Origin of the sequence: Croceibacterium soli (genome assembly GCF_009828065.1) — a bacterium.
Classification (GTDB): Bacteria; Pseudomonadota; Alphaproteobacteria; order Sphingomonadales; family Sphingomonadaceae; genus Croceibacterium_B; species Croceibacterium_B soli.
Genome location: NZ_WTYK01000005.1, coordinates 127,816 through 147,874, shown reverse-complemented (window position 1 = coordinate 147,874; position 20,059 = coordinate 127,816). Strand labels below are relative to the sequence as shown.

The 20,059-nt window shown below is 68.2% G+C and carries 19 protein-coding genes and 1 tRNA gene; 11 read left to right on the top strand and 9 right to left on the bottom strand.

Annotated features, from left to right (window positions below; all coding sequences use genetic code 11):
- Positions 1-28: 28 nt before the first annotated feature.
- The 3 genes from GRI75_RS10190 to GRI75_RS10180 all read left to right on the top strand — a co-directional run bounded on the left by GRI75_RS10190 (position 29) and on the right by GRI75_RS10180 (position 4,447).
- Positions 29-505, top strand: coding sequence for an MgtC/SapB family protein (locus GRI75_RS10190; protein WP_160746870.1), 477 nt, complete (start codon positions 29-31; stop codon positions 503-505).
- Complete coding sequence (ligD, locus tag GRI75_RS10185) at positions 502-3,027, top strand: DNA ligase D (RefSeq protein ID WP_160746869.1); 2,526 nt, start codon at positions 502-504, stop codon at positions 3,025-3,027. Before GRI75_RS10190 ends, ligD begins: the two co-directional genes overlap by 4 nt.
- Positions 3,028-3,136: 109 nt before the next feature.
- Complete coding sequence (locus GRI75_RS10180; protein ID WP_160746868.1) at positions 3,137-4,447, top strand: alkaline phosphatase PhoX; 1,311 nt, start codon at positions 3,137-3,139, stop codon at positions 4,445-4,447.
- Positions 4,448-4,716: 269 nt separating this feature from the next.
- On the opposite strand, the gene GRI75_RS10175 is transcribed toward GRI75_RS10180, so the two are convergent.
- The 8 genes from GRI75_RS10175 to GRI75_RS10140 form a co-directional block, all read right to left on the bottom strand.
- A complete protein-coding gene (locus tag GRI75_RS10175) occupies positions 4,717-5,478 on the bottom strand; it encodes a 3'(2'),5'-bisphosphate nucleotidase CysQ (RefSeq protein WP_160746867.1) in 762 nt (253 codons plus the stop codon).
- Positions 5,475-7,406, bottom strand: a complete 1,932-nt coding sequence (cysN, locus tag GRI75_RS10170) for a sulfate adenylyltransferase subunit CysN (RefSeq protein WP_160746866.1) — start codon at positions 7,404-7,406, stop codon at positions 5,475-5,477. The genes GRI75_RS10175 and cysN overlap by 4 nt, the downstream gene beginning before the upstream one ends.
- 153 nt (positions 7,407-7,559) lie before the next feature.
- Positions 7,560-8,474 (bottom strand): sulfate adenylyltransferase subunit CysD, encoded by a 915-nt coding sequence (gene cysD, locus GRI75_RS10165; RefSeq protein WP_328597971.1) that lies wholly within the window; start codon positions 8,472-8,474, stop codon positions 7,560-7,562.
- Positions 8,475-8,563: 89 nt separating this feature from the next.
- Positions 8,564-9,622: an enoyl-CoA hydratase/isomerase family protein gene (locus tag GRI75_RS10160; protein WP_160746864.1), complete on the bottom strand. Its 1,059-nt coding sequence runs from the start codon at positions 9,620-9,622 to the stop codon at positions 8,564-8,566.
- A gap of 355 nt (positions 9,623-9,977) precedes the next feature.
- Positions 9,978-11,123 (bottom strand): acyl-CoA dehydrogenase family protein, encoded by a 1,146-nt coding sequence (locus tag GRI75_RS10155; RefSeq protein WP_160746863.1) that lies wholly within the window; start codon positions 11,121-11,123, stop codon positions 9,978-9,980.
- Positions 11,124-11,204: 81 nt separating this feature from the next.
- Complete coding sequence (locus GRI75_RS10150; protein ID WP_235911456.1) at positions 11,205-11,516, bottom strand: I78 family peptidase inhibitor; 312 nt, start codon at positions 11,514-11,516, stop codon at positions 11,205-11,207.
- Positions 11,513-11,902 carry a Rid family hydrolase gene (locus tag GRI75_RS10145; protein ID WP_160746862.1) on the bottom strand — a complete coding sequence of 130 codons (390 nt, stop codon included), beginning with the start codon at positions 11,900-11,902 and terminating at the stop codon, positions 11,513-11,515. The genes GRI75_RS10150 and GRI75_RS10145 overlap by 4 nt, the downstream gene beginning before the upstream one ends.
- Positions 11,899-12,372, bottom strand: a complete 474-nt coding sequence (locus GRI75_RS10140) for a hypothetical protein (protein ID WP_160746861.1) — start codon at positions 12,370-12,372, stop codon at positions 11,899-11,901. Before GRI75_RS10140 ends, GRI75_RS10145 begins: the two co-directional genes overlap by 4 nt.
- A gap of 362 nt (positions 12,373-12,734) precedes the next feature.
- Between GRI75_RS10140 and GRI75_RS10135 the strand changes: the two genes are divergently transcribed.
- From GRI75_RS10135 to GRI75_RS10100, 8 genes are all read left to right on the top strand, one after another.
- Entirely contained in the window at positions 12,735-13,187 is a 453-nt protein-coding gene (locus tag GRI75_RS10135; protein ID WP_160746860.1) for a MaoC family dehydratase, read from the top strand.
- 59 nt (positions 13,188-13,246) lie between these two features.
- On the top strand, positions 13,247-14,194 hold the full coding sequence (locus GRI75_RS10130; RefSeq protein WP_160746859.1) for a TauD/TfdA dioxygenase family protein: 948 nt from the start codon (positions 13,247-13,249) through the stop codon (positions 14,192-14,194).
- A gap of 80 nt (positions 14,195-14,274) precedes the next feature.
- Positions 14,275-14,348 (top strand) — tRNA-Gly (locus GRI75_RS10125).
- A 64-nt stretch (positions 14,349-14,412) separates the two neighbouring features.
- On the top strand, positions 14,413-16,125 hold the full coding sequence (locus tag GRI75_RS10120; RefSeq protein WP_160746858.1) for an FAD-dependent oxidoreductase: 1,713 nt from the start codon (positions 14,413-14,415) through the stop codon (positions 16,123-16,125).
- 6 nt (positions 16,126-16,131) lie between these two features.
- Positions 16,132-16,695, top strand: coding sequence for a hypothetical protein (locus tag GRI75_RS10115; RefSeq protein WP_160746857.1), 564 nt, complete (start codon positions 16,132-16,134; stop codon positions 16,693-16,695).
- An 87-nt stretch (positions 16,696-16,782) separates the two neighbouring features.
- Positions 16,783-17,244 carry a Dps family protein gene (locus GRI75_RS10110; protein ID WP_160746856.1) on the top strand — a complete coding sequence of 154 codons (462 nt, stop codon included), beginning with the start codon at positions 16,783-16,785 and terminating at the stop codon, positions 17,242-17,244.
- A 319-nt stretch (positions 17,245-17,563) separates the two neighbouring features.
- A complete protein-coding gene (locus tag GRI75_RS10105; RefSeq protein ID WP_160746855.1) occupies positions 17,564-18,184 on the top strand; it encodes a 6-phosphogluconolactonase in 621 nt (206 codons plus the stop codon).
- Positions 18,172-18,660: an NUDIX hydrolase gene (locus tag GRI75_RS10100; RefSeq protein WP_160746854.1), complete on the top strand. Its 489-nt coding sequence runs from the start codon at positions 18,172-18,174 to the stop codon at positions 18,658-18,660. The genes GRI75_RS10105 and GRI75_RS10100 overlap by 13 nt, the downstream gene beginning before the upstream one ends.
- Before the next feature lie 277 nt (positions 18,661-18,937).
- On the opposite strand, the gene dinB is transcribed toward GRI75_RS10100, so the two are convergent.
- Entirely contained in the window at positions 18,938-20,050 is a 1,113-nt protein-coding gene (dinB, locus tag GRI75_RS10095; protein ID WP_160746853.1) for a DNA polymerase IV, read from the bottom strand.
- Positions 20,051-20,059 lie beyond the last annotated feature (9 nt).

The following is a 20,059-nucleotide window of genomic DNA, read 5'->3' as shown; positions in this document are numbered from 1 at the left end:
TCGAAGCACGCCCGGCAAGGAACTGACGATGGAGCTTAACCCTCCGGTCCTGATCCACTGGATGGATGGCGATCTCGTGGCGCGGCTGGGCGCGGCGGCGGTGCTTGGGGTCCTGCTGGGGCTCGACCGCGAGATCCGCGGCCATGCGGCGGGCCTGCGCACGCACGGCATCATCTGCTTCGCGTCGGCGGCGATGACCGCCTCGATCATCTCGCTGTACTACCAGATCGAAGGCGCGCGGATGGACCCGCTGCGCATTTTCGAGGCGACCGGCGCGTTCGTCGGCATCCTGGGCGCCGGGCTGATCGTGTTCAGCAAGGGCGAGGTGAAGAACCTCACCACTGCCGCGCACTTGTGGCTCACCGCGGTCGTCGGGATCGCCTGCGGCGCGGGCCAGTGGCCGCTGGTGGTGATCGCCGCCGTGATCTCGCTGGTCCTGCTGACGCTGCTGGGCTTCGCCGAAGTGCGGCTGTTCCCGAACACCGAAAGAGAGGACGGCGAATGAGCGCGCGCGACCCGCTGGCCGAATACAACCGCAAGCGGGATTTCAAGAAGACCGCGGAACCTGCCGGGAAGCGGGCGAAGGGCGAGGGCGGCAACCGCTTCATCGTACAGAAGCACGAAGCGAGCCGGCTGCATTGGGACTTCCGGCTGGAGGCGGACGGGGTGCTCAAGAGCTGGGCGGTCACCAAGGGGCCGAGCCCGGACCCGGACGTGAAACGGCTGGCGGTGCGCACCGAAGACCACCCGATGGCCTACGCCGACTTCGAAGGCATCATCCCGCAGGAGGAATACGGCGGCGGCACGGTGATGCTGTGGGACCGCGGCACCTGGGATCCGGTGCCGGGCAAAAGCTGGAAGGACCTGGAGAAAGGGCACCTGCACTTCGTCCTGCACGGAGAGCGGATGAAGGGCGAGTGGCTGCTGATCCGCCTGAAGGGCAAGCCGGGCGAGAAGCGCGAGAACTGGCTGCTGCGCAAGCTGCAGGACGAGCACGCCGAGGAAGGCGACACGCTGGTCGAGCGCGGCCTGACAAGCGTCCTGACCGGCCGCTCGATGGCGGAGATCGCCGCCGACAAGAAGGGCGAATACGCGCTGGCGGGCAAGAAGAAGGGCGAGTTCACCGCGCAGATGGAGAAAGCCGCGGAGCGCAACGCGGCGGTGAAGAAAGGCGCGGCGAAAACTCCTAAGAAGAAAGTCGCCGCGCTGCCCGAATTCCGCCAGCCGCAACTGGCGACCCTGGTCGATGCGGTGCCGGCCGGGAACGGCTGGATGCACGAGATCAAGTTCGACGGCTACCGCGCGCTGATCGCCTGCGCGGGCGACAAAGTGCGGGTCTACACCCGATCGGGCAAGGACTGGACCGACAAGTTCGTGCCCCTTGCGGAACGGTTCAGAGCGCTCGACCTGCCGAGCTGCCTGATCGACGGCGAGATTGTCGCCTACGACGACAAGGGCAATCCCGATTTCTCCAGCCTTCAGAACGTGCTCAAGCGCGGGCACGGATCGGAGAAGGAGAGCGACAAGCTCTCCTTCCACGCCTTCGACCTGCTCGAACTGAACGGCGAGGATCTGGCGCAGCAGACCAATATCGAGCGCAAGGAACGGCTGGAGGCGCTGCTCGCCGAGGCCAAGCCGCCGATCCACTTCGCCGACCACGTGATCGGCGCGGGCGAGAAGCTCTACCGCGCGATGTGCAAGGCCGAGCAGGAAGGGATCATCTCCAAGCGGATCGACGGGAAATACGCCTCCAAGCGCACCAAGAACTGGGTCAAGGTCAAGTGCACGCTGCGCCAGGAGTTCGTCGTCATCGGCTGGAAGAAGTCGACCGCGAAGGGCCGGCCGTTCTCCTCCCTGCTGCTGGCGCAGAACGAGAAGGGCAAGCTGGTCTACAAGGGCAACGTCGGCACCGGGTTCAACACCGAGACGCTGCGCGAACTGGCGGCGGAATTCGCCAAGATCGAGAGCAAGACACCGCCCGCCGAGGTGGACCGGGTGTCCAGCCGCGGGGTCACCTGGCTGGAGCCGAAGCTGGTGGCCGAAGTCGCCTTCGCCGAGTTCACCGCCGACGGAAGCGTGCGCCACGGCAGCTTCATCGGCTTGCGCGGGGACAAGAAGGCGGAAGACGTCACTCCGGAAAAGGCTGAGGAAGCGCCCGAGGAAGAGGCGGCGGTGAAAATCTCCAACCGCGATCGGGTGATCTTCCCCGAAAGCGGCCAGACCAAAGGCCAGCTTGCCGACTACTATGAGGCAATCGCCCCGCTGATGCTGCCGTGGGCGGCCGGGCGCCCGGTCAGCCTGGTGCGCTGTCCGCAGGGGCGGGCGAAAAAGTGCTTCTTCCAGAAGCACGAGGACGGCGCGTTCGGACCGCACGTGCACCACGTGCCGATCACCGAGAAGAAGGGCGGCACCGAGGATTACCTTTACGTCGAGGATACTGCCGGCCTGCTGGCCTGCGTGCAGATGGGCACGATCGAGTTCCACGGCTGGGGCAGCAGGGTGGACGAAGTGGAGCGGCCCGACCGCATGGTGTTCGACCTCGATCCCGACGAAGGGCTTGACTTCGAGGACGTGAAATCCGCCGCGCACGACATGCGCGACCGGCTGGCGGACATCGGTCTGGTCAGCTTCGCCATGCTGACCGGCGGCAAGGGCGTGCATCTCGTCGTGCCGCTGACCCGCGGCCATTCATGGGACGCGCACAAGGACTTCTCCAAGCGTTTCGCCGAGGCGCTGACGATGGCCGAGCCCGACCGCTTCACCGCGAACCTCTCCAAGGCCAAGCGCAAGGGCAAGATCTTCATCGACTACTTGCGCAACCAGCGCGGCAGCACCGCCATCCTGCCTTACTCCGCCCGCGCCCGCGCCGGCGCGCCGGTGGCCGTGCCGATCGCCTGGGGCGAGCTGAAGGACTTCAAGGACGCACATTCGTTCACGATCTCCGACGCCAAGCGCCTGCTCGCCCGCGCCAAGGGCAAGGGCTTGGCGGGCTGGGGCTTCGCGGAACAGGCGCTACCGGACTTGTAGCGACAGCAACGACATATTGTTGCGCGCTTGTCATCAAGCGGTCATCAAAGCAGGTATGACCATCGAGCGAGCGGCGGGGGGCCGTTCGCCGTGTGCCAGGAGCTGCTCGATGATCGCCGACCGCCGCCGTTTCCTCCATGCAACCGGCGGCGCTTTCGCCGCGCTGGCCGCCAGCGGATGCGTCCGCGCGGGGCTGGGCTCCTCCGCCGCGGCCGCCGACGTTTACGGCCCGCTGATGCCCGATCCGAAGGGCCTGATCGATCTCCCGGCGGGCTTCTCCTACCGGGTGATCTCCAGTCTCGGCGAAGCGATGAGCGACGGCGGCACGGTGCCGGACCGGGCCGACGGGATGGGCTGCTTCGACCTCGGCGGCGGCAAGCTCGCCCTCGTGCGCAACCACGAGCTTCAGGCGAAGCACGACGGGGGCGGGGCCAGCGGGCGGGCCTACGACACGGTCGCCAAGAGCCTGATCCCGCTGCCCGGCGGCACGACCACGCTGGTGCTCGATGCGGAGACGCTCGCCGTCGAGCGGCAGTTCCGCTCCCTCTCCGGCACGATCCGCAACTGCGCCGGGGGGATCACCCCCTGGGGCAGTTGGCTGACTTGCGAGGAAGACGTGTCCGGGCCGGGGCGGGGGCAGAACAAGCAGCACGGCTGGGTGTTCGAAGTGCCGGCCAGCGCGACCGGGCCGGTCGATCCGGTGCCGCTGAAGGCGCTCGGCCGCTTCAACCACGAAGCGGCCTGCGTCGATCCGGCCACCGGCATTGTCTACGAGACCGAGGACCGCGAGGACAGCCTGCTCTACCGCTTCATCCCGAACCAGCCGGGCAACCTGGCGGCAGGCGGCAAGCTGCAGGCCCTTGCGATCGACGGCATGCCCGACAGCCGCAACTGGCGCGGCGCCGCTTTCGCGCCGCAGAGCTGGCAGGCGGTCCGCTGGATCGATCTAGACAATGTGGAGGCGCCCGACGACGACTTGCGCAAGCGCGGCGCGGCGGCCGGTGCGACCCTGTTCGCGCGCGGCGAAGGCATCTGGATGGGCGACGGCGAGCTCTACTTCTGCTGCACCAGCGGCGGCGCGGCCAAGCTCGGCCAGATCTTCCGCCTGCGCCCGCAATCCGCCGCGCCCGACCGGCTGCAACTGTTTTTCGAAAGCACCTCGATCGAGCAGTTCAACTACGGCGACAACCTCGTCATCGCGCCGAACGGCCATCTGATCGTGTGCGAGGATGCTTATACCGACGAGGTCGCCAACCGCCTCATCGGCCTGACGCCGGCCGGCGAGCCCTATGTGCTGGCCTTCACCCCCGTGCAGACCGAATGGGCCGGCGCCTGCTTCTCACCCGACGGCCGGACGCTGTTCGTCAACCTCTACAGCCCGACCAAGACAGTGGCGATCACGGGGCCGTGGGCGGCGTAGGGGCGCTCACCCAATCGCCGGAGCCCTCACCCAACTCCGGCTAGGCAGCAAGCTGCCAAGCCTCCGTATCCCTCTCCCACCAGTGGGAGAGGAAGTTTAGCGGGCGGCTCGGTCACCTCCCTCTCCCACCAGTGGGAGAGGAAGTTTAGCGGGTGGTTCGGTCACCTTCCTCTCCTACAAGTGGGAGAGGGAAGTTGGGCGCTGCGGGCGCCGTCACCTCCTTCTCCCACTGGTGGGAGAAGGATAGCGGAGCTTGCCCGCGAAGCGGGCTAGCGCAGCTTGGATGAGGGCTCGGACTCGGCAACCACCCCGAGCGCCTGCTCCGCCCATTCCGTCCGGCAGATGAGCAGGTCCGGCAGGTAGGTGTCGCGGTTGTTGTAGCGCAATTCGCTGCCGTCGATGCGGGAGCAGTGCAGGCCGTGGGCGCGGGCGACGGCGACGGGCGCGCAGTTGTCCCATTCGTATTGCCCGCCCGAGTGCAGGTAGATCTCCGCCTGGCCGAGCACGACCGCCATCGCCTTCGCTCCGGCCGAGCCCATCGGCACGAGCTCGCAGCCGAGCCGTTCGGCCACGGCGAGCGCTTCGGCAGCGGGGCGGGTGCGGCTGACCAGCATGCGCGGGGGGCCGTCGTAGGGCACACGCGGGGCGAGCATGTCGGAGCGCAGGACGGTGCCGCCGTCGAAGCCCGGCAGGGCGACCGCGCCGGTCTCCGCGACACCGTCGATCGCCAGCCCGACATGGACCGCCCAGTCGGGCCGGCCTTCGCCATATTCGCGGGTGCCGTCGAGCGGATCGATGATCCACACGCGGGATTTTGCGAGACGCTCCGCGGTGTCGGCGCTCTCTTCGGAGAGGATGCCGTCGTCAGGGCGCTCGGCGCGCAGCCGCTCGATCAGGAACCGGTTGGCGATCCGGTCGCCTTCCTGGCCGAGCACCTTGCCTTCGAACTCGCCGCGTTCACGCAGCTCCACCAGCAGCCGGCCTGCTTCCCCGGCGAGTTCCGCGGCGAGTGCCGCGTCGGCCTGCGTCACAGGTCCGGCGCCCACTCGCCGAGCAGGCGCGCGGCGATGAGCTCGGCCGCCTGTTCCGGCGTGGAGCGGGTCGTGTCGACGCGGATCTCGGGGTTCTCGGGCCGCTCGTAGGGACTGTCGATGCCGGTGAAGTTCTTCAGCTCGCCCGCGCGGGCCTTCTTGTAGAGGCCCTTCACGTCGCGTTCTTCGGCCACTTCCAGCGGGGTGTCGATGAACACCTCGACGAACTCGCCGTCGGGCAGCATCGAGCGGACGAGCTCGCGCTCGGCGCGGAAGGGGCTGATGAAGGCGGTGATCACGATCAGGCCGGCATCGGCCATCAGCTTCGCCACTTCGCCGACGCGGCGGATGTTCTCGATCCGGTCGGCCTCGGTGAACCCGAGATCCTTGTTGAGCCCGTGGCGGACGTTGTCCCCGTCCAGCAGGAACGTGTGCCGCCCAGCGGCGTGGAGCTTCTTCTCGACCAGGTTGGCAATCGTGCTCTTGCCCGAGCCGGACAGGCCGGTGAACCACAGCACCGCCGGCTTCTGGTTCTTGAGCGCGGCGTGGGCCTCGCGGCCGACTTCCAGCGCCTGCCAGTGGACGTTCTGCGCCCGGCGCAGGCAGAAGTGGATCATGCCGGCGGCGACGGTTGCGTTCGTCAGCTTGTCGATCAGGATGAACCCGCCGAGCTGGCGCGACTGCGCGTAAGGCTCGAACGTGATCGCCCGGTCCGTGGTCACTTCGGCGATGCCGATGGCGTTGAGGCCGAGCGTCTTGGCGGCGAGGTGCTCGAGCGAGTTGACGTCGATCTCGTACTTCGGCTCGGCGACCGTGGCGGTGACCGTCTGGGCCGCCAGCTTCAGCCAGTAGCCGCGGCCGGGGATCAGCGCGTCTTCGCTCATCCACACCAGGGTCGCTTCGAACTGGTCGGCGCTCTGCGGCGGTTCGTCGGCGGCGGCGATCACATCGCCGCGGCTGCAGTCGACTTCGTCGGCGAGCGTGAGGGTGACCGACTGGCCCGCCACGGCTTCTTCCAGGTCGCCGTCCATCGCGACGATGCGCTGCACGGTGCTGGTCTTGCCCGAAGGCACTATGCGAACCGGGTCGCCCGGCTTCACGCTGCCGCCGGCGATCAGGCCAGCGAAGCCGCGGAAGTCGAGGTTCGGGCGGTTGACCCACTGCACCGGCATGCGGAAGGCGCGGGCCTGCGCGGCCTGGTCGGCGATCTCGACAGTCTCGAGGTGTTGGATCAGGCTCGGGCCCGTGTACCACGGCGTGTTGGCCGAAGGCGCGGCGGTGATGTTGTCGCCCTTGAAGCCGGACAGCGGGATCGCGGTGAAGTCCTCGATCCCGATGCTCGTGGCGAAAGCGCGGTAATCGGCGACGATGCGGTCGAAGGTCTCCTGGTCGTAGTCGACCAGGTCCATCTTGTTCACCGCCAGCACCAGATGCTTGATGCCGATAAGGTGCGCGAGATAGGAATGGCGCCGGGTCTGCACCAGCACGCCCTTGCGCGCATCGACCAGGATCACCGCGAGATCGGCCGTGCTCGCGCCGGTGACCATGTTGCGGGTGTACTGCTCGTGCCCCGGGGTGTCGGCGACGATGAACTTGCGTTTCTCGGTGCTGAAGAAGCGGTAGGCGACGTCGATCGTGATGCCCTGCTCGCGCTCGGCGGCGAGGCCGTCGACCAGGAGCGCGAAGTCGATCTCCTGCCCTTGCGTGCCGACGCGCTTGCTGTCGGCCTCCAGCGCGGCGAGCTGATCCTCGAAGATCATCTTGGAATCGTACAGCAGGCGGCCGATCAGCGTGGACTTGCCGTCATCGACGCTGCCGCAGGTGATGAAGCGCAGCAGGCCCTTGTTCTGGTGCAGCTCGAGATAGCTCTCGATGTCCTCGGCGATGAGGGCGTCGGTTTTGTAGATCGTGTCGGGAGCGTCAGACATGCGATCCTCCCCGGGACGGGGAGGGGGACCGCCCGCGAAGCGGGTGGTGGAGGGGGCTGTCCGCAAATGCTGTGGTGGGGGGATAGCCCCCTCCGTCAGCCGCTTTCAGCGTCTGCCACCTCCCCGTCCCGGGGAGGATCTGCGCGCGGCCCATCAAAAGTAGCCCTCCTGCTTCTTCTTCTCCATCCCGGCGCCGCCTTCGTCCTTGTCGATGGCGCGGCCCTGGCGTTCGCTGGTGGTGGTCAGCAGCATCTCCTGGACGACTTCCGGCAGTGTGCTCGCCGTACTCTCGACCGCGCCGGTCAGCGGATAGCAGCCGAGCGTGCGGAAGCGGATCGAGCGCATGACCGGCTCCTCGCCAGGCTGCAACGGGAAGCGGTCGTCATCGACCATCAGCAGCAGGCCGTCGCGCTCCACCGTCGGGCGCGGGGCGGACATGTACAGCGGCACGATCTCGATGTTCTCGGCCATGATGTACTGCCAGATGTCGAGCTCGGTCCAGTTGCTGATCGGGAAGACGCGGATGCTCTCCCCTTTGCTCTTGCGGGCGTTGTAGAGGTTCCACAGCTCGGGCCGCTGGTTCTTCGGGTCCCAGCCGTGGCTGGCGGTACGGAAGGAGAAGATGCGCTCCTTCGCGCGGCTTTTCTCCTCGTCGCGCCGGGCGCCGCCGAAAGCCGCGTCGAAGCCATGCTGGCTGAGCGCCTGCTTGAGGCCTTCGGTCTTCCACATGTCGGTGTGCAGCGGGCCGTGGTCGAACGGGTTGATCCCGCGCTCCTTGGCTTCGGGGTTCTGGTAGACGATCAGCTCCATCCCGGCCGCTTTCGCCGCCTTGTCGCGCAGCTTGTACATGTCCTGGAACTTCCAGGTCGTGTCGACGTGCAGCAGCGGGAAGGGCGGGGGCGCGGGGTAGAACGCCTTGCGGGCAAGGTGCAGCATCACCGCGCTGTCCTTGCCGACCGAATAGAGCATCACCGGGTTCTGCGCTTCGGCCACAACCTCGCGCATGATGTGGATGCTCTCGGCTTCGAGACGCTGAAGATGGGTAAGGCGCTGCATGGTGGCGCGGATAAGTCCTGTCGGTGGATGGTCGGTGGAGAAGTGGTCGCTGCATGGCACGACCGCAACCGGCAAGGCACGGCAGAATTTCTATCGCAAGCCTAAGTTGCCTGCGGGAAGGGGGACCATTCCTCGCCTGTCGGCAGGGGTGCGAAGATGGCGTCGAGGGCCTCCTCGCTCACTCCTTCGGGCGTCGGCGGATCCCACCGCGGGGCATTGTCCTTGTCGATCAGCACGGCGCGCACGCCCTCGGCGAAGTCGGGCCGCAGCATCATCCGGCTGGCGAGGCGGTATTCGCTGCGCATCTCGTCGGCGAAATCTGTCATGCGCGCGCCTTCGGCGAACTGCCGCAGCGCGACTTTGGCGGTCGCCGGGCACTTGGCGGTGACCGCCTTCAGCTCCTTCGCCGCCCAGTCCGAGGGATCGGCTTCGAGGGCGGCGACGATGTCCTCCAGCCGGTCGGACGCGAACAGGCGGTCGATCTTCTCGGCGTTGCCCGCCAGCCGCGCGTCCGGCGGTGTAGCCGAGAGGTCCTGCAGGATCCTGTCGATCTCGCCCGGAGCATCGACGATCCGCGCCTTGGCCTCGGCCAGGCGCTCGCTCGGCAGGTAATGCGTGGCGAGGCCCGCCCAGAGGCATTCCGCCCCGTCGAGCCGCGCTCCGGTGAGGGCGAGGAACTGCCCGACCCGGCCGGGCAGGCGCGGCAAGTACCAGCCCGCGCCGACGTCGGGGAACAGGCCGATGGCGCCCTCCGGCATGGCGAACAGAGTGTTTTCGGTCGCGACGCGGAACTTCGCCGGCTGGGAAATGCCGACGCCGCCCCCCATCGTCACCCCGTCCATGAACGCCACGATGGGCTTCGGGTAAGTGAACAGCAGGTGGTTGAGCCGGTACTCCGCATGGAAGAACGCCCGCCCCGCCGCGCCGCCGTCCTCAAGCGCCGAGCGGCGGACCAGCGCCACGTCGCCCCCGGCGCAGAACCCGCGCCCTTCGGCATGGTCGACGATCACCGCCTCGATCGCGGAATCCTCGCGCCACGCGAGCAGGGCCTCGCTCATCGCCTCGCACATGCCGTGCGTCAGCGCATGCAGCGCCCTCGGCCGGGCGAGGGAGACATGCCCAACGCCGCCGTGGCTGTGAAGGTGCAGTTCCTGGGTCATGCCCAAGTCCTCCCCGGGACGGGGAGGGGGACCATGCGCAGCATGGTGGAGGGGGCCCGCCGCAGGCACCACGCACCAGGAGGCGGGCCCCCTCCACCACCGCCTGCGGCGGCGGTCCCCCTCCCCTTGCAGGGGAGGATCTGAACTTCGTCCAGCGCCGCACCATTCCTCCCCGGGACGGGGAGGGGGACCATGCGCAGCATGGTGGAGGGGGCCCCCGGCAGGCGCAGTCGTTGCACGGTCGGCGGGCCCCCTCCGTCACCGGCCGGAGCTTGTCCTGAGCGACGCCGCAGGCGGCGTCGAAGGGGCCGGCGCCACCTCCCCGTCCCGGGGAGGATTTTGGGTTCCGCTGCCATCACTGCCTCAACAAGTCCCGGCCGACGATCATCCGCATGATCTGGTTGGTGCCCTCCAGGATCGAATGCACCCGCAAGTCGCGCCAGAAGCGTTCGATCGGGTAGTCCTGCAGGTAGCCGTAGCCGCCGTGGAGCTGCAGCGCGCGGTCGACGACCGTGCTGCCGGTGTCGGTGGCGAAGCGCTTGGCCATGGCGGCGAAGCGGGTCTTGTCGGGGGCGTTCTCGGTCACTTTCACCGCTGCCCGGTAGAGCAGGGCGCGGGCCGCCTCGAGCTCGGTGGCCATGTCCGCCAGCGTGAACTCCGTGTTCTGGAAATCGGCGATCGCCTTCCCGAACTGCTGGCGTTCCTTGGTGTAGCGCACCGCTTCGTCCAGGCAGCGCTGCGCCCCGCCGAGCGAGCAGGCGCCGATGTTCAGCCGCCCGCCGTCGAGCCCCATCATGGCGATGCGGAAGCCTTCGCCTTCGCCGCCGACCAGGTTCTCCGCCGGCACGCGGACGTTGTCGAGATTGAGCGCGGCAGTCGGCTGCGAGTGCCAGCCGAGCTTCCTTTCCTGCGCCCCGAAGGAGACGCCTTCCATGCCCTTTTCGATCACCAGGCAGGAAATGCCCTTCGGCCCACCCTCCCCCGTGCGGACCATCGTGACATAGATCTCGTTCTCGCCGGCTCCGGAGATGAACTGCTTGGTGCCGGTAACCACCCAGTGGTCCCCGTCGCGCACGGCCCGGGTCTTGAGCGCGGCCGCGTCGGAGCCGGAGGAAGGCTCGGTCAGGCAGTAGCTGGCCATCGTCTCCATGCCGATCAGGATGGGCAGGTACTTCTGCTTCACCGCGTCCGACCCGAACCGGTCGATCATCCAGCTGGCCATGTTGTGGATCGAGATGAACGCGCTCGTCGAAGGGCAGCCGTAAGCCATCGCCTCCATGATCAGCGCGGCTTCGAGGCGGCCGAGCCCGATGCCGCCGCTTTCCTCGCTGACGTAGATCGATCCGAACCCCAGCTCCGCCGCCGCGCGGATCGTGTCGCGCGGGAAGACGTGCTTCTCGTCCCATTCGGCGGCGTGGGGGCTGATCGCGTCGGCGGTGAAGCGCTGCGCCATTTCCTGGATGGCGAACTGGTCGTCGGTCAGTTCGAATTGGCCGGTCATCGTCGTCCCGTCCCGCTTGTATCCCGCCGCATCTCTATGGCGCGGCCGCGCGGCGGGCAACTCGTTTCTGGTGAAACCGCCTCAGGTGCAGGAGACCGTGGAGATGATCGAATTGTCGTCGTAGCTGACCGTCAGGCGCGAAGGGTTGAAGTCCATCGTCACCGCCGTGCGCGGCGGCACCCAGCGCAGCAGCCGGGCGCCGGTGGCCGCGAGCATCTGCGCGCCGACTTCGGCGCTCGCGCGCATGCCGACGAAACGCTGCCCCGGTTCGGCGCGGCAGCTTCCTTCGGGCTCGCGCACAGGCGGATCGCCCGGCGGAGGTGTCGTCGCGGCGCAGCCGGCAAGGGCGCCGAGGGTCACAAGCGTGGCGAGCGTGCTGCGGACAATCATCATTCGTCTCCCACTATGGCTTCGGCCTCGATCTCGACCTTCCAGCTCGGGTGATAGAGCGCGGCGATCGCGACCAGGGTTCCCGTCGGACGCACATGGCCGAGCGCGCGGGAGAATGCTGCAGTGACCGCGTCGGCATCGGCGATGTCGGTCACGAACATGCGCACCCGCACGACATCGTCCATCCGTCCGCCGAGTTGCTCGACATACTCGCGGATCAGCGCGAAGCAGCGGTCGGCCTGCTTGCCCGCGTCGGGCGAGACGGAGCCGTCTTCCTCCACCCCCACGTTGCCCGAAACGACGATGCGGTTGCCGGCGCGCAAGGCGCGGGTGAAGCCGGCCTGCTCTTCGAACGGGGACAGCGGCGGGATACGGGTGCGTTCGCTCATGGACACTTGCTATAACGAAACGCGGCACCCTCTCCGTGTTCGCGGCGGACCAGCGCGGCGCCGCCGTCCTGCAGCTCCAGCGTGATGTCGCGGCTCCAGGTCATCCCTTCGCCGGTGAAGGAGAATTCCGCGCGGATGCGGTTGGCGTTCGCTTCCTCGATGTCGGCCAGGGTGCCGGCCGATTCATAGAACGTCAGCGTCTCCGGGCCGATCCGCAGCAGGCCCGTGGCTGCGCCGCGCGCGGCAGTGCAGTCGGCTTCGGTTAAAGCCCAGCGGCCCTGAATGGCGGCAGGGATCGTCTGCAAATCGGGCATCTCGCCTGGTGCCGGAGTAGCTTCGATGGGCGCGGTCTCGGGGGCGCTCACGTCGGCCACGGCTCCGGTCTGCTCGGGCGTGGGTGCAGGCTCCGACGCATCGCCGCAGCTTGAGAGCGGCAGCGCGGCGACGGCCGCGATCAGGGCAAGGCGCATTGTGATCTCCTCGTCTGTCCGCACCCTCAACGGCCGAGACGACGTTCCTTTCCTCCGCGGCCCGCCCCCACCCGTTCGTGGTGAGCCTGTCGAACCATGCGGGGCGCGCGCCAAGGCCCATAAACAAGCCAGAGTGAACGGATCTAGGGGAACTGCAGCCCGTCCTCCCATTCTCCGTCATGCTGAACTCGTTTCAGCATCCATTCCTCCTCCGTCTGCGGAGGTGCAGGTGAAGCCATGGACCCTGAAACGAGTTCAGGGTGACGAAGCATGAGGCGCGCGCCAACGCCCTTCGACAAGCTTAGGGCGAACGGGTAGGGGATCGGGCGGTTGGCCCTCGAAGAGGTTGCAGGGAGAAAGACATGGCCGGATTGTGGTTCGAGCAGTTTTCGGTCGGGCAGGTGTTCGATCACGCGCTGCGGCGCACGGTGACAGAGACCGACAACCTGATGATCAGCGCGCTGACTCACAACCCGGCGCCGCTCCACCTCGATGCCGAGTTCATGAAAGGCACGGAGTACGGACGGATCCTGGTCAATTCCTGCTTCACCCTCGGGCTGATGGTCGGGGTCTCCGTGGGCGACACCACACAGGGCACCGCTGTTGCCAATCTCGGGTGGGACGAAGTGCGTTTCCCGGCGCCGGTGTTCATCGGCGACACCTTGCGGATCGAGACCGAAGTGATCGAGATCCGCGAGAGCAAGTCCCGGCCGGACCAGGGGATCGTGACCTTCGCCCAGCGCGCCTACAACCAGGACGAAACGCTGGTGGCGCAGTGCAAGCGCGCCTCGCTGCAGCGCAAGCGGCCGGTTTGAGCTTCCAAAACAAGGGGAAGTGATTTAGATAGCTTTCTACGTTGTTTTGGAGAGAGACCATGCCGCTGACCGTCGAACCCATCCTGCCGCGCTTCGGCGCCGAGTGCTCCGGGCTCGACCTGACCAAGCCGCTTTCGCCCGAAGAGGTGAAGCAGGTGACCGACGCGATGGACACCTGGGGCATCACGGTCTGGCGCAACACCGGCATGAACGACGAGCAGCACGTCGAGTTCAGCCGCAACTTCGGCTATCTCGAGCGCGTCCCGCAGCGCGAAGACATGAAGATGCGCCTGCCGTTCCGCGAGCTGTTCGACGCCTCCAACCTCAATGCCGACGGCGAGATCACCCAGGATCCGGCGGCGATCCAGTACCGCAAGGGCGACCGCCTGTGGCACACCGACAGCGCCTTCATGGAAAAGCGCACGTCCTATTCGCTGCTCCTCGCCCACGAAGTGCCGGACGAGGGCGGCGAGACCTGGTTCGCCGACACCCGCAGCGCCTACGAGGACCTGCCGCAGGAGACGAAGGACCTGCTCGAAGGCAAAGTCGGGCTGAACTCGCTGTGGTGGAGCCGCAAGATGGCCGGCGCCGACATCGCCGACGAAGAGATCGAGGCGCGGCCCCGCGCCAGGCACCCGCTCGTCCACATCCACCGCGGCTCCGGCCGGAAGGCGCTGTTCATCGCCGCCCACACGATGGACATCGAAGGCATGGACAAGGCCGAAGGGCGCAAGCTGATCCGCGACCTGATCGAGCACTGCACCCAGCCGCAGTACATCTTCAGCGTCAAGTGGCACGCCGGCGACATGGTGATCTGGGACAACCTCTGCTCGATGCACCGCGGCGGCGAATACGATTACGCCAACAAGAAGCGCGACATGCGCCGCACCACCGTGCGCGAAGGCACCGAACCGCGCGCGATGGACCTCGACGATCCCTTCACCGAGCTCTTCGCCAGCAGCCCGAAAGTGGTCGACATCCAGAACGCCCGCGCCTCCGGGCGCTGAGGCGCGCTTCGCATCCGGATCACCGCGGCCGAACCGATTGACCCGGCCGATGGGCCGGGCTAATCGCTCGCTCGCGCTTCGCGGGCGTAGCTCAATGGTAGAGCAGAAGCTTCCCAAGCTTACGACGAGGGTTCGATTCCCTTCGCCCGCTCCACCTTTATCGCAATGTCTTTCGGCAGTTGCCGCAGTCCGGACGCTGGCCTAAGGCTGGTCGGACGATGGATGCCCGCGCGGGGGATGCCCCGAAACCGCTTCACGATCCCGCTGATCGGCTGCCGTCCGAACGACCGGGAATCGTCGACTTCGACCGCACCCACTTCGATACTCACGCCACCGACGTCTGCATCATCGGCAGCGGGGTTGCCGGGCTGACGCTCGCGCGCCGGCTGCTGGCGGCCGGGCGCACCGTCACCCTGCTGGAATCGGGCGGGACCGACTACGAGCGGGCGGCGGCCGAGCTCAACATGGGCGAAAACGTCGGAGAGCCATACTACCGGCTGGACCACGCACGGCTGCGCTTCTTCGGCGGCACGGCGGCGATCTGGGGCGGGCGGCTGGCCCCGCTGGAGCCGGTGGATTTCGAGCGGCGCGAGTGGGTGCCCTGGTCGGGCTGGCCGGTGACTTACGAGGAGATGCGGCCCTACTACGCCGAAGCCCGCCGCGTGTTCGGGCTGCCTGCCGAAGGGCCCGGAACGGCGGACTTGCCGCGCGGCGTTAGCCTGCCGGATTTCGATCCCGGGCGCATCGATCTCAAGCTGTGGTCGTTCGACCGGCAGCCCGACCGCTTCACATTTGCCCGCTGCGCGGACCTGCGGTCGCACCCCCGCTGCACGATCTTCACCCATGCGACGGTCACCGCGATCGAGACGGATCACGACGCGGGCCGCGTCACTGCGCTGGCGGTGCGCGGCAGCAAGGGCCGCAGCGCACGGTTCACGGCACGCACTTACGTCCTCGCCGCCGGCGGGATCGAGAACGCCCGCGTGCTGCTCGCCTCCAAAGCGGTCGTGCCGCAGGGCCTCGGCAACGGGCACGACCTGGTCGGGCGCTTCTTCATGGAGCATCCGCACGCGCGCGGCGGACGCGTCGAGACGCCGTACGTCTGGCGCCTGCTGAAGGCGTTCGGGCGGCGGCACTGCGTGCAGCGGCAACTCGTCGCGGTGCTGATCGGTGCGAGCAAGGCGCTCCAGGCGCGCGAGGCGATGCTCAACACCTCGCTCACCATCGCGCCCCGCCAGCCCGCCGGCAAATCCCAGTTCTGGGGCATGCGGGCCTACAACCGGGTCAAGCACGACCTCGACCCGACCCGCCGGGCGCGAAGCGCGTGGCTGCGGACCAAGAAGCTGGTCCAGGCCGTGCAGCCGATCGTCGACCCCGCGCGGCCCTGGCTGCTGCACAAGCTGAACCGGATCGAGCTGGCGCTGCTGGTGCGGGCGGAGCAGGCGCCGAACCCCGACAGCCGGGTCACGCTGTCGGCCGAGCGCGACCGCCTGGGCATGCCGCGCGTGGCGCTCGACTGGCGCACGTCGGAACTCGACGTCCATTCGGTCGAGCGGCTGGTCGCGGCGCTCGGCTCGGAGATGGAGCGGCTCGGGCTGGGCCGGGTGGAGCCGGCCGCCTGGCTTTCGGAGCCGGACCGCCGCTGGCGCACGGACCCGCTGATCAGCGCGCACCCGATCGGCGGCTACCACCACATGGGCACCACGCGCATGGCCGAGGACCCGAAGCAGGGGGTGGCCGACGGCCACGGGCGGGTCCATGGGATCGACAACCTCTACATCGCCGGCAGCTCGCTGTTCCCCACTTCCGGCTGGGCCAACCCCACGCTGACCATTGCCGCTCTGTCACTGCGCACGGCGGACGCGATTGCCAGGCGCGACGGGGTTGCGGTGGCGCAGGCCTCGTCCGCCCGGCGTGAAACACCCAGCTAGGTCTTTATGCCGGCGCTGTTCCTCGCTCTGCTGACCGCCGCCCTGGGGATGGCCGGCGGGCGCACCGCTTTGCTGGTCGCGCGGCTTTCGGGGGCGCTCGGCGGCGGGGCAGGCCTGCTGGCCGCCTGCTGGATCACCGCCGCGGCCACCTCGGCGCTCGCCGCCTGGGCGGGATCCATGCTCGCCCCGCTGATGCCGCCGGCGGGCAAGACGATGTTCGTGGCGGCGGCGCTGGCGGTCGCGGCGCTGGAGCTGCTGTTCGCCGCCCCGCGCCGCACGCCGGCCGAGCCGACCCGCTCGCTCGGCGCCATCGGCCTGGTCCTGTTCGCCGGCCAGCTGACGGATTCGGCGCGGTTCCTGGTGCTGGCCCTCGCAGTGGCGACCGGCGCGCCGGCCCTGGCGGCGGTCGGCGGGACTCTCGGCACCGGGGCGGTGCTGACCGCCGGCTGGGCCCTGGGGACGCAGTGGGAGAAGCACGTGTTCGTCCGCACGGTCCGGTTCGCCGCCGCGGCGCTGTTCGGGATCGCCGCTGTTCTCGCCGCGCTCGCGGCGCGCGGCATCATCGGCTGAACCGATCACAGCGGGCAGGATTGTTCGGGAAACGCTTTGCCCCTCCCGCACGTTGTCGCGCCTGAACACCATCCAAGGGGAACGACTATGGCGAAGACGGGCGACAACTCGAAGAAGGCGCTGATCGGCGCGCTCAACGGCGCACTTGCCGACCACCTGGCGCTCTACGTGAAGACGAAAAGCTTCCACTGGCACGTGGCCGGTCCGCGCTTCCGCGACCTGCACTTGCTGTTCGACGAGCAGGCGCAGCAGATCCTGTCCGTGGTCGACCTGATCGCCGAGCGCGTGCGCAAGAACGATGCCGATACGCTCACCTCGATCGGCGCGATCGGCAAGACCGCCCAGATCGCCGACGAGGATTCGACCACGCTCGACCCCGAGAAGATGGTCGAGCAGCTGCGCGACGACAACGCGAAGCTCGTCGCGCGCCTGAAGGAGGTGAAGGAGGCGGCCGAAGAGGCCGGCGACAACGCCACCAGCGGAGTCGTCGACGAATGGACCGACTTCGCCGAGGAGCGCGTCTGGTTCCTGCGCCAGGTCCTGCGCTGAGGGTTGCGCGTGCGGCGGGATGGACCCTGAAACAAGTTCAGGGTGACGAAGGGGGGGAAGGGTGACGAGGGGAGACGGCGACGAGGGGGGACGGCGACGAGGGGGGACGGCGACGAGGGGGGACGGCGACGAGGGGGAAGGGACATGAACAGCCACGCGTCATGCTGAACTCGTTTCAGCATGAACAACCACCCGTCATGCTGAACTCGTTTCAGCATCCATCCCGCCGCCGGCACAGGTCCACGACACCAGCGAATGCCAGTGCCGCCCGACCCCCGCACCACTTCGCTTTGCCCGCGATGACGGCTAGGAACGGCGAATGCCCGAGGTAGACATCATCGAAGGCGCCGACGACGCGGCGATAGCGGAGTGGCTGCACGGCCGCTTGCGCTCCGCCTTGTCCGCCGCCGCGGTGCCCGTGGCGATCACCGTACCCGGCGGATCGACGCCGTTCCCGATCCTCGAACGGCTCGCCGCGATGCCGCTGGACTGGCGGCGGGTCAGTGTGTGGCCGGGCGACGACCGCGAGGTGCCGGAGGATCATCCGGCGAGCAACACAGGCAAAATCCGTGCGCTGCTGGAACCTGCCGGGGCGGAAGTCGTCGCGCTAACCGTGATGGAGCAGGTGCCCCATTTCGCGCTCGCCTGGCTCGGCATGGGGGCGGACGGGCACATCGCTTCGCTGTTCCCGAACACCGATCCGCGAGTGGACGATCCGGAAGCGATCCGCATGCTGACGCCCGATCCGCTGCCGCCCGAAGCGCCGTTCGATCGCATCACCCTGACGATCCCCGCTCTGCTCAACTCCGACGAACTGCTGTTCGTGATCCGCGGGGCGGAAAAGCGCGCGCTGTTCGAAGCCGCCGCGCGCGGGGAGAACGACCTGCCCGTTGCCCGCCTGCTCGGCGCGGCGCGCCAGCGGGTCACATGCTTCACCTGATCCCGGCGCCGCTGCACCGGCTGGCGCTGCGACTGGCGCACCGGTTGCGCAAGCGGTGGCCCTGGCTGACGGGATATTCCGGCGCAGGCGTGTCGGTGATCGGCCTGGACGAAGCGGGGCGGGTCCTGCTCGTCCGCCACGGTTACGGTTCCGGCAAGTGGTCGCTGCCCGGGGGCGGGGTGGGCAAGGGCGAGGATCCGGAGGCTTGCGCCAGGCGCGAAATGCGCGAGGAACTCGGCTGCGAGCTGGAGGACCTGGCGCTCGCGGCCAGCTTCGAACATCCGCTCCACGGCGCGGCCCACCGCGCGTACGTGTTCACCGCGCGTTTCCGGGGCGATCCGCGGCCCGACGGGCGCGAGGTGATCGAAGCGCGCTGGTTCGCCCGCGATGCCCTGCCGGAGGGACTCGCCGCCCCCGCGCGGCGCCGCCTGCTACTGGCGTTTCCTGAGATAAGTGCGAGTTCCCGTTCGTCCTGAGCTTGTCGAAGGACGGGAGCGTGGCGCCAGTCGTGTTTCGACAGGCTCACCACGAACGGGGAAGGGCCGGTTCGAACCGGCGTCGTGGCGGATCCGGCGGGCGTCTGTGCGTGACGGCCAAATGGACCCTGAAACAAGTTCAGGGTGACAACAGAGGTTGGGGCGGAGCGGTTGGGCAGCCCCAACCCCGTCATCCTGAACTCGTTTCAGGATCCATCTCGCCCCGCGCGCGGAGTGGGCGGAGTCGACCCGCATAAAAACAAAAGTGGAAACCCGCTCAAAGCAGCGATAGCTGCGCGGTGTCGGGCGGGCGGTCCTCGCTCTCCTCGCCTTCCAGGTTCGACAGGGTCAGGCCCATCAGGCGGATCGGCATCGGCAGGGGCAGGAGTTCGTCGAGGATCGCTCGCGAAACTCGCGCAAACTCGGCCTTGCCGTCGATCGCACGCGGCAGGGACCGCGCCCGGCTCATCAGCTGGAAATCGGTGTACTTGAGCTTGAGCGTCACCGTGCGGCCCTGCGTCCCGCTTTCGGCGATGCGGGCCCAGACGATCTCGACGATGTCCTCCAGCGCCGCGCGCAGCTCCGGCCCGCTGGAAATGTCCTTGCCGAACGTGCGTTCCCCGCCCAGCGACTTGCGGATCCTGTTGGCCCGCACCGGCCTGAGGTCGATGCCCCTCGCGGCGCGGAACAGGTAGTCGGCGAAGCTGCCGAAATGGGCCCGCAGCCAGGCGATGTCCTTCGTCGCGAGGTCGGCCCCGGTCTCGATGCCCAGCCGCGCCATCTTCTCCGCCCCGCGCGGGCCCACGCCGTGGAAGCGGCGCACCGGCAGGCCGGCGACGAACCGCGCGCCCTCGCCCGGGCGGATCACGCAGATCCCGTCGGGCTTGTTCTGGTCGCTGGCCAGCTTGGCCAGGAACTTGTTGTAGCTGACCCCGGCGCTGGCGGTGAGCTGCGTCTCCTCGCGGATCCGCTGCCGGATCAGTTCGGCAATGCGGGTGGCCGAGCCGATCCCGCGAATGTCCTCGGTCACGTCGAGATAGGCTTCGTCCAGGCTCAGCGGCTCGACGTGCGGGGTGAAGGAGCGGAAGATCTCGCGGATTTGGCCGGAGACTTCGCGATAGGCATCGAACCGGCCTTTGCAGAAGATCAGGTCGGGGCACAGCCGCTTGGCGGTGACCGACGGCATCGCCGAACGTACGCCGAACTTCCGCGCCTCGTAGCTGGCCGCGGCGACCACCCCGCGCCCGCTCGAGCCGCCGACGGCGACCGGCTTGCCGCGCAGCTCCGGATTGTCGCGCTGCTCCACGCTGGCGAAGAAGGCATCCATGTCGACATGGATGATCTTGCGCAGCCCCGGCGCTTCGTCATCATCGGGCACGGGACTCGGCATTCCGGCAGT

Coding starts and splice junctions, on each gene's coding strand:
- GRI75_RS10190 (WP_160746870.1), top strand. CDS start 29: ATGGAGCTTAACCCTCCGGTCCTGATCCACTGGATGGATGGCGATCTC.
- ligD (WP_160746869.1), top strand. CDS start 502: ATGAGCGCGCGCGACCCGCTGGCCGAATACAACCGCAAGCGGGATTTC.
- GRI75_RS10180 (WP_160746868.1), top strand. CDS start 3,137: ATGATCGCCGACCGCCGCCGTTTCCTCCATGCAACCGGCGGCGCTTTC.
- cysN (WP_160746866.1), bottom strand. CDS start 7,406: ATGTCTGACGCTCCCGACACGATCTACAAAACCGACGCCCTCATCGCC.
- GRI75_RS10160 (WP_160746864.1), bottom strand. CDS start 9,622: ATGACCCAGGAACTGCACCTTCACAGCCACGGCGGCGTTGGGCATGTC.
- GRI75_RS10155 (WP_160746863.1), bottom strand. CDS start 11,123: ATGACCGGCCAATTCGAACTGACCGACGACCAGTTCGCCATCCAGGAA.
- GRI75_RS10150 (WP_235911456.1), bottom strand. CDS start 11,516: ATGATGATTGTCCGCAGCACGCTCGCCACGCTTGTGACCCTCGGCGCC.
- GRI75_RS10145 (WP_160746862.1), bottom strand. CDS start 11,902: ATGAGCGAACGCACCCGTATCCCGCCGCTGTCCCCGTTCGAAGAGCAG.
- GRI75_RS10140 (WP_160746861.1), bottom strand. CDS start 12,372: ATGCGCCTTGCCCTGATCGCGGCCGTCGCCGCGCTGCCGCTCTCAAGC.
- GRI75_RS10135 (WP_160746860.1), top strand. CDS start 12,735: ATGGCCGGATTGTGGTTCGAGCAGTTTTCGGTCGGGCAGGTGTTCGAT.
- GRI75_RS10130 (WP_160746859.1), top strand. CDS start 13,247: ATGCCGCTGACCGTCGAACCCATCCTGCCGCGCTTCGGCGCCGAGTGC.
- GRI75_RS10120 (WP_160746858.1), top strand. CDS start 14,413: ATGGATGCCCGCGCGGGGGATGCCCCGAAACCGCTTCACGATCCCGCT.
- GRI75_RS10115 (WP_160746857.1), top strand. CDS start 16,132: ATGCCGGCGCTGTTCCTCGCTCTGCTGACCGCCGCCCTGGGGATGGCC.
- GRI75_RS10110 (WP_160746856.1), top strand. CDS start 16,783: ATGGCGAAGACGGGCGACAACTCGAAGAAGGCGCTGATCGGCGCGCTC.
- GRI75_RS10105 (WP_160746855.1), top strand. CDS start 17,564: ATGCCCGAGGTAGACATCATCGAAGGCGCCGACGACGCGGCGATAGCG.
- GRI75_RS10100 (WP_160746854.1), top strand. CDS start 18,172: ATGCTTCACCTGATCCCGGCGCCGCTGCACCGGCTGGCGCTGCGACTG.
- dinB (WP_160746853.1), bottom strand. CDS start 20,050: ATGCCGAGTCCCGTGCCCGATGATGACGAAGCGCCGGGGCTGCGCAAG.